The organism is Bartonella sp. AC329YNZD (genome assembly GCF_042196685.1).
In the GTDB taxonomy this organism is placed as follows: domain Bacteria; phylum Pseudomonadota; class Alphaproteobacteria; order Rhizobiales; family Rhizobiaceae; genus Bartonella.
In genome coordinates this window covers 25,238-31,438 of the sequence record NZ_JBHIQS010000017.1, presented here as the reverse complement: position 1 = coordinate 31,438, position 6,201 = coordinate 25,238, and the positions used below count along the sequence as shown (strand labels likewise).

Annotated in this window: 11 protein-coding genes; 3 read left to right on the top strand and 8 right to left on the bottom strand. The window is 40.2% G+C overall.

Translation table 11 applies throughout. From position 1 onward, the window contains the following. The 5 genes from ACFIMW_RS07670 to ACFIMW_RS07650 all read right to left on the bottom strand — a co-directional run. The coding region (locus ACFIMW_RS07670; RefSeq protein ID WP_375608690.1) for a phage tail protein at positions 1-275 on the bottom strand (275 nt) is incomplete at its 3' end. Beyond that, positions 275-1,102 (bottom strand): baseplate J/gp47 family protein, encoded by an 828-nt coding sequence (locus ACFIMW_RS07665; RefSeq protein WP_375608689.1) that lies wholly within the window; start codon positions 1,100-1,102, stop codon positions 275-277. The genes ACFIMW_RS07670 and ACFIMW_RS07665, both read right to left, overlap by 1 nt. Further along, positions 1,099-1,440: a GPW/gp25 family protein gene (locus ACFIMW_RS07660; protein ID WP_375608688.1), complete on the bottom strand. Its 342-nt coding sequence runs from the start codon at positions 1,438-1,440 to the stop codon at positions 1,099-1,101. The genes ACFIMW_RS07665 and ACFIMW_RS07660 overlap by 4 nt, the downstream gene beginning before the upstream one ends. Continuing rightward, positions 1,437-2,102: a phage baseplate assembly protein V gene (locus ACFIMW_RS07655; protein ID WP_375608687.1), complete on the bottom strand. Its 666-nt coding sequence runs from the start codon at positions 2,100-2,102 to the stop codon at positions 1,437-1,439. The genes ACFIMW_RS07660 and ACFIMW_RS07655 overlap by 4 nt, the downstream gene beginning before the upstream one ends. Further along, positions 2,083-2,631 (bottom strand): hypothetical protein, encoded by a 549-nt coding sequence (locus tag ACFIMW_RS07650; RefSeq protein WP_375608691.1) that lies wholly within the window; start codon positions 2,629-2,631, stop codon positions 2,083-2,085. Before ACFIMW_RS07650 ends, ACFIMW_RS07655 begins: the two co-directional genes overlap by 20 nt. A 52-nt stretch (positions 2,632-2,683) precedes the next feature. Here ACFIMW_RS07650 and ACFIMW_RS07645 point away from each other — a divergent pair, with 52 nt between their 5' ends. Beyond that, positions 2,684-2,998 (top strand): type II toxin-antitoxin system RelE/ParE family toxin, encoded by a 315-nt coding sequence (locus ACFIMW_RS07645; RefSeq protein WP_375608686.1) that lies wholly within the window; start codon positions 2,684-2,686, stop codon positions 2,996-2,998. Between the two features lie 16 nt (positions 2,999-3,014). Continuing rightward, positions 3,015-3,311 carry a HigA family addiction module antitoxin gene (locus tag ACFIMW_RS07640; RefSeq protein WP_100129256.1) on the top strand — a complete coding sequence of 99 codons (297 nt, stop codon included), beginning with the start codon at positions 3,015-3,017 and terminating at the stop codon, positions 3,309-3,311. Positions 3,312-3,353: 42 nt separating this feature from the next. Here the strand turns inward: ACFIMW_RS07640 and ACFIMW_RS07635 are convergent, their stop codons facing one another. Together ACFIMW_RS07635 and ACFIMW_RS07630 are read right to left on the bottom strand one after the other, a co-directional pair. Further along, complete coding sequence (locus ACFIMW_RS07635; RefSeq protein WP_375608685.1) at positions 3,354-3,632, bottom strand: hypothetical protein; 279 nt, start codon at positions 3,630-3,632, stop codon at positions 3,354-3,356. Then, positions 3,629-4,357 (bottom strand): phage antirepressor KilAC domain-containing protein, encoded by a 729-nt coding sequence (locus ACFIMW_RS07630; protein WP_375608684.1) that lies wholly within the window; start codon positions 4,355-4,357, stop codon positions 3,629-3,631. Before ACFIMW_RS07630 ends, ACFIMW_RS07635 begins: the two co-directional genes overlap by 4 nt. Positions 4,358-4,734: 377 nt before the next feature. Between ACFIMW_RS07630 and ACFIMW_RS07625 the strand changes: the two genes are divergently transcribed. Continuing rightward, complete coding sequence (locus ACFIMW_RS07625; RefSeq protein WP_375608683.1) at positions 4,735-5,817, top strand: hypothetical protein; 1,083 nt, start codon at positions 4,735-4,737, stop codon at positions 5,815-5,817. 27 nt (positions 5,818-5,844) lie between these two features. On the opposite strand, the gene ACFIMW_RS07620 is transcribed toward ACFIMW_RS07625, so the two are convergent. Further along, positions 5,845-6,201, bottom strand: coding sequence for a hypothetical protein (locus ACFIMW_RS07620; RefSeq protein ID WP_375608682.1), 357 nt, complete (start codon positions 6,199-6,201; stop codon positions 5,845-5,847).

Sequence of the window (6,201 nt, the reverse complement as noted above, 5' to 3'; positions counted from 1 at the left end):
CATCTCAACCCCATCTCTATTGCCGCAAGAGACCCGCGCAGGCGTTGCCATGCAAGTCCTTGGTCAATCAAATCATAGAGGTTTGGAACATAAGGTGTGAGTTCACCAAGTCCATATTCTTCAATCAACCATGGCAAAAAGCGGGGAGGGCGTGTGATCAGTTTTGCACGTGAAATCCCCAAAACAGCTCCATCAACATCTTGATGAAAGTTGCAAGCATCGGCAAGGCGTTTTTCAAATTCTGTTGCATGTGAGGGGAGGAGTGAGCCAACCATTAGCGCGCCCGCCCTTTAAAGTTTAAGGTGATTTTGCCAATCGATAAGATTTCTTCGTCACAAACTGCTCTGTCCTTTGTGGGTGTAATGGCAATCACTTTCTGGACACCAGGGATCATCAGTTTTGAAACCCACCACGAGAGGCTTAATTCACGACCAATGGCTTGTTCTTGTCTCCATGCTGCTCTTAAATTTGCCTCCATTGTCGTGAGAATTTTCAAAGATGTTTCCGGTAACAGCCAAACATCTGCTTCTAAATCCAGCACTTTTTTGACAGCAGCATGCACAATAATCGTATCATTGGTCATGATGATATTTTTTCTGTGAAGAGCTTGTGAAACTGTTTGTAAGAGATCTTCAGAGGCTGTTCCTTCTTCATTATTACCAAAAAGAGCAACATAGATGGTTGGGTCTTTGCCTTTACGATAGATAATGGCATCTTTCACTCGACTATCGGCTGTTAAGGCGATAAGCTTGTAATAGGGTTCTGTCCCGCTACCATTGCCACCACGGGCATGAAGCTGTATGCGTTCACGATATCTCTCGTCACTTTCACCCTCCATGCGGGCAATACCATGCCAGTTTCCCAAGGCATCAAGAGATTCACCGATTGCAAAATCAAGAATGTTATTGCGTGCCGCTTCGTTAATCCGCTGTCTTAAAAGCAGTTCTCGATAGCTAAAAGCCTCTATAACTTTTACGGCTGGATCACTTTCCAAAAATGTATATTCGGGTAAAAGTTTTTTTAAATGAGCAAGAGCCGCAGCGCGGATTTCCTCGAAAGAAAGTTCTGTAATAATTTCCGGTTTTGCAAGCGCTTTACTCATTTTATCAGTAATCCTTCCATGGTAATGGGCTTGCCCGATGGCAAATAAATGCCTTCAAAGGATAAAGAAACGTGTCCATTCTCACCCCTTTTAAAATCGATTTTTTTCACTTTAAAACGTGGTTCCCATTTGTCTAAAGCCTCAGCAACGGCGGCATAAAGGGCAACGGCAAAAGCATTATTCACTGGCGCATCAATGAGTTCTGCAACGCGTGAACCATAATCACGTCGCATCACCCGTGTGCCAATGCGTGTTGATAAGATATCAATAATCGATTGCCGCAAATGCTCTATGCCAACCAATGGTTTGCCTGTTGTGCGGTCCATTCCACTGTTCAATTTGGTCCTCCTGTCATCGAACCACCAGGGTAAACACCTCCATGAACATGGGTTGCTCCTACATTGGTGCCGTTATGCTTTAAGCTACTTGAATGAAGAGAAACACTATCTTGCGAATGGAGTGAAATGTTCCCGTCTGCTTTTACAGAAATGTTGCCCTTTGCCTTTAAACTAAAGTCACGTTCTGAAGTGATTTTTATGCCCTCCGGTGCGCTAAGCTCTAACTTACCAGCATCTCCTTTGAGTGATACGCCATCAGAGATTGTTAGGATAAATTTTCCACCCGATTTTATATTGAGGGCATAGGTGTTTTGTTCATCATCATATTCAAGGCTGGTTCCATCAGGGTATATCGTTCGGTGAATGCTGCCCTTATCGGCTGCTTGATTAGCATCTGTATGAATGGAACCCACAATCATTCCTTGCGATAAATCCCCTGATGATGAAACAACAATCACTTGCTCTCCAACATCGCGCCCTTCATAAGAGCGTGTTTTACCGGCGCGGGCTTGTGTGTCTGGAATCCAGTCACTGATAAGACCTCCAGTTTTTACTCGATAGCGTGCGTTTTTATGGTCGACATGGCTAATTTTCCCCACCACAACCATATTGGCTACGCGTCTCTTTAAATCGGTGATCTCCTTATCGCGCCGCTCTAACATGTCCACCTTCAATTTTATGGTATTTATCTTTATTTCTCACGCCTGTTTCTGGTTCAAAACTTAAGAAAGGTTCAACGATTTTTGCTGTTATACTGCCTTCTTCTTCATCCATGTTGGGGATATTTGTCACATAAATGGCTTCAAAGGTTAAAATCGCACCATGGAGCGCTAGGGCGCCATTATCACCAAAGGCAAAAGCAATATTTTGCAGGCGGCATGTCTCAACGGTATTGTTAAGATTGGGGTTGGCATGGAAAATCTCTTCAACTTCCCATGCTAATTGGTCAACAAAGCGTGCACCCTCTTCACATGTTGCATAGCATTCAACATCTACTGTTAAAACACGCCGTCTTAAACCAAAATCATGTCCATCCTCAATGGTTTCACTTTGCGTTGAGATATTAATGGCCGGCATTGTTTCAATAAATAAATTGAAGTCACGCATATTGAAAACATTGTCACCTGCCACCGTCTTTGCTGCTTTAATCAACGCAACAAATGTTTCTCTTATCGTCTCGCGGGGATGCATAAATGTTTCTGTCATTCAATATTTATCCTTTTCTTAAAACTGGTATCATGTTATGATACGTAAAAGAATGAATAGAGGTGATTTGGTGATTGAATCTTTTGCGGATAAGCGGTGTAAAGATCTTTTAGAAGGCAAGACGCCTAAAGGTTTTCCTGCGACATTGGTACGCATAGCACAAAGAAAATTGTTTATGCTCGATAAAGCAGTTGATCTTAAAGATTTGCGCAGTCCTCCAGGAAATCATTTAGAAGCATTGAAAGGAGAGCGTAAAGGTCAATATTCTATTCGTATTAATAACCAGTTTCGTCTTTGTTTTGAATGGCGTATTAATGGCGCCTATGAAGTTGAAATTATAGATTATCATTGATCTATAGGAGGTCGAGATGAAAAATTATATTGCAATACATCCTGGAGAAATTTTACGGGAGGAATATTTAAAAGAATATGCTCTCTCTGCTTATGCTCTTGCAAAAGCATTGAATGTTCCACGCACGAGGATAGAACGTATTGTTGCGGAAAATAGTCCAATAACTCCTGATACGGCTCTCAGATTGGCTTCTTTTTTTGATACTACAGCTGAGTTCTGGCTTAATATGCAAGCTGCTTATGATGTTCATATTTTACAAGCAGAAAAAGCAGATGAATTTGCCAAAATTAATAAGTTTGAATGTAGAACTTAACCACCTCCCCATTTTGAGAACGGGGAGGGGCATATATTTTACTTAAGCAACCTTTTTAATAGGGTTCTCTAAATTTGGTTCGTAAGCTTTCAACAAAGAATCCATGCTATGCGGCAGTTCTGAAGCTCCAAAATCTGTTAGAACTGTTAAGATTTTAAGCATACTTGGAACCTCATTCTGAAGTTTTAAAATCAAAACCTTTTCTATTACACTCATAGTGTCAACCAGAGCAGTACAATCTTTATCGCTCATATTCTCATGTCTAGAAAATTGAGATAATGCCATCCACAAATTACATAAGAAGTCGACACTGGTATTCATTGTACACCTCCATGGATTTGTTCTCTCAAACATGCCAATCCTCTAGATGTGATTTTCGTTGAAGGCAGCACCTTTTCTGTACCATCCGGTCTTTGAATAGTGATAGCAGGGCAATCCATAAAGCCTTTCTTGATTTTATCCTGATAAGGTAACAGAGGCGCCCCTGGAGCACGACGATACACCCAATCATGTTTACGCAAATAATCGGTTAAATCCTTTGGTCGCACTTCTAACATCTTTGCTGCTTCTATCAAACCAAACAGACCATCAGAACGTTTTAGACCCTCAAGTGCCTCTGCTTTTGGTGCTAATTCTGCAATAACATGATCTTTCTGCTCAATTTGACTTTGTAAATGGTTCAAGACACCAAGTAATGCCTCGGGTTTAGAGTAGTCAACTTGTGGTGTTGTTACTTGTCTTTCCAATTCTTGCCAGCGGTCAATAATCTTTGCTCGTAAAGCAGTGCTGTAACCCGAAACAAGAATTAAACATTCACGCTTAGGTAAGTTATAACAAGGGCGGCTTTCACCTTTTGCATCAACGTAAGTACCGATAAAATCAACCAATCCAAATTTGGAGCCGTTAAGTTCTTCAAGCATCTTCTTGATATCACGCATAATATGTGCGTGCTGCTTTTTACACAAATTAGCAATTTCACGACTAGACATAGTTTGAGGGATAGCACTATTAGCAGTGCTTCTTTTAATTTCTATAAGAGTGTTCATGATGAACTCCTTGGTAATAGAGGTTTCTTAATGACACTCTAAGAGAGTGCCGGGTGCTAAGAAACACGGTACCAAGTCCGTCGTTATGCTTTTCCCAAAGGGTATTGTATAGCGTAACCACACCCGACAAAATCATTATATGCATGTAACATACAATGAGTCAAAGCCTTTAATGTGCGGAGAATAAACTATATCGGTAGTTCGTCCGCTTGGTATTTCCTACGGTGTTTCTTAGGCACCTGATTCGATTATTCATATCCTTATGATGATGTCAATAGATAATATTACATTTTTCTAAATTATATAGGCACATCTTTACTTTATTTATAGACTCACTTTAAATTTCCTCTTTTTTTATTTATAGCGGAGGGGAAATAATGCGCGACGTACTTGATACAATTGCGATTATTGTATGGTTGTTATCTTTACCAATTATTATCACTGGGATCGTTTTCGTATGTAGAAAAAAATGGCGCAAAATGGGGTTAAAGACTCTTTGTGTTGGCGCTCTATTATTTGTCGGTGCTCCAATAGTAGGTGTTGCTGTACAGAAAGACAAACCAGATCAAGTTGTACATAATAATGAAGTTGTTACCCTCTCTTCGACTCCGTCAATAGATGTTGCTACTCAAGATGAAAGCATGGCTCAGGCACCAGTTGAGAATACTGATAAGAAAATCGCACCCATTCAAGACAATAAATCAGATGAAAATGATGGCCTAGGCTTTTGGGGATGGTTTTGGTTAATCTGCTTTGCATTTTTTGCATTGTCTATTTTTGCTTATTGGCGATACAAACGCAAAAAACGTTTTGAAAAGAAGATTCCAGAACAGGTTTCAGTGTCGCCTTCTCATGCACACTCTTCTTCTGATTTTTCAGTCATTAATAAAACGTCTCCAGCACTTAAAAACGAACGATTGGAAAAGGGGATCAAGATTTTTCTGTTTTGTGCTCTATTGATTGGGAGTATAGTAGCAATAATAAGTATTTCACCATGGTTATTAGTCGCCATTATTATTGTTTTACTTTTGGGGATCGCTGTCCATTTTGAAAATAAAAAAGTAAAGCTTTTTGAAGAACAAGTTGCAATGTTGCTACCAGATATTGAAATAACTAGTTTTTCTGAAGCATGTGAAATGTTTCAAGAACTTGATGCAAGTGAATACGATTATCGTTTAGCACGCAATGAAAAATTGTTGGGTGTTCAAGAACGCGTTTCCTTTGATATTAATAAAAAGACCACACTTTTTGGACGTCTTTTGGTAACAGATCAAGCCATTGTATTTGAAAGCTCTAAAAGGAATGAACGAACTACTTGGACACGAATTGCATCAGTAACGATAACATATCAAGGATGCCAAATTAGTCGCCGTACTGGCGTACCATGGAATTACCAATTCACCGCCTTTTCAAGTCCAAGATTTACAGCAGTAATCCGATCTCTTGGGCAGCCTTATTGACTTTTAAACACACAAGACAAAGATGTTTCATTGTTTTAGCTCCCGCAAGATAAGCTTATACATATCGGATTCAGAGGCTTGGACATCTGTGACCACGAAGTGCTCTTGAGAAGAGGGGGCTTTGTTATTTTCAGGAGAGATGATCACAATACTATCTTGAGGTTTTGGTGGTATTCCCCCGATATCATTAATACAAACATCAAGTTCCTTTCTTGCAATTGTGGTAGAGATTCTGCCACCGGCGTCCGATTCCGAATGTTTAATGGTGTAAATCGCTGTAATTTGAAACGATTGTTGATTATCCTTTCGCGTGTAGATGACGGGTTGCCCAAAAGTGTTGCGCACGTCTTGAATCATTTTATTAAGCAACCCATGCCATCGCAT